Annotated in this window: 1 protein-coding gene; it reads left to right on the plus strand. The window is 44.3% G+C overall.

Going from position 1 to position 255, the window contains the following annotated elements:
- Positions 1–255 (plus strand): GTP-binding protein (locus PSI06_RS21335; RefSeq protein WP_273604851.1); only part of this gene is annotated, 255 nt, incomplete at both ends.

A 255-nucleotide genomic window follows, 5' to 3' on the forward strand; every position in this document is an offset into this window, starting at 1 on the left:
AGCACATCCTACTTTCTCGTCAGGTTGGCGTACCTTACATCGTTGTATTCATGAACAAATGTGACATGGTTGACGACGAAGAGCTACTTGAGCTAGTAGAAATGGAAGTTCGTGAACTTCTTTCTGAGTACGACTTCCCAGGTGATGACTTACCACTAATTCAAGGTTCTGCTCTTAAAGCACTTGAAGGCGAAAAGCAGTGGGAAGACAAGATCGTTGAGCTTGCAGAAGCACTAGATTCTTACATCCCAGAGC

The sequence above is a fragment of the Pseudoalteromonas sp. GABNS16E genome (assembly GCF_028598715.1).
GTDB classification, from domain to species: Bacteria; Pseudomonadota; Gammaproteobacteria; order Enterobacterales; family Alteromonadaceae; genus Pseudoalteromonas; species Pseudoalteromonas atlantica.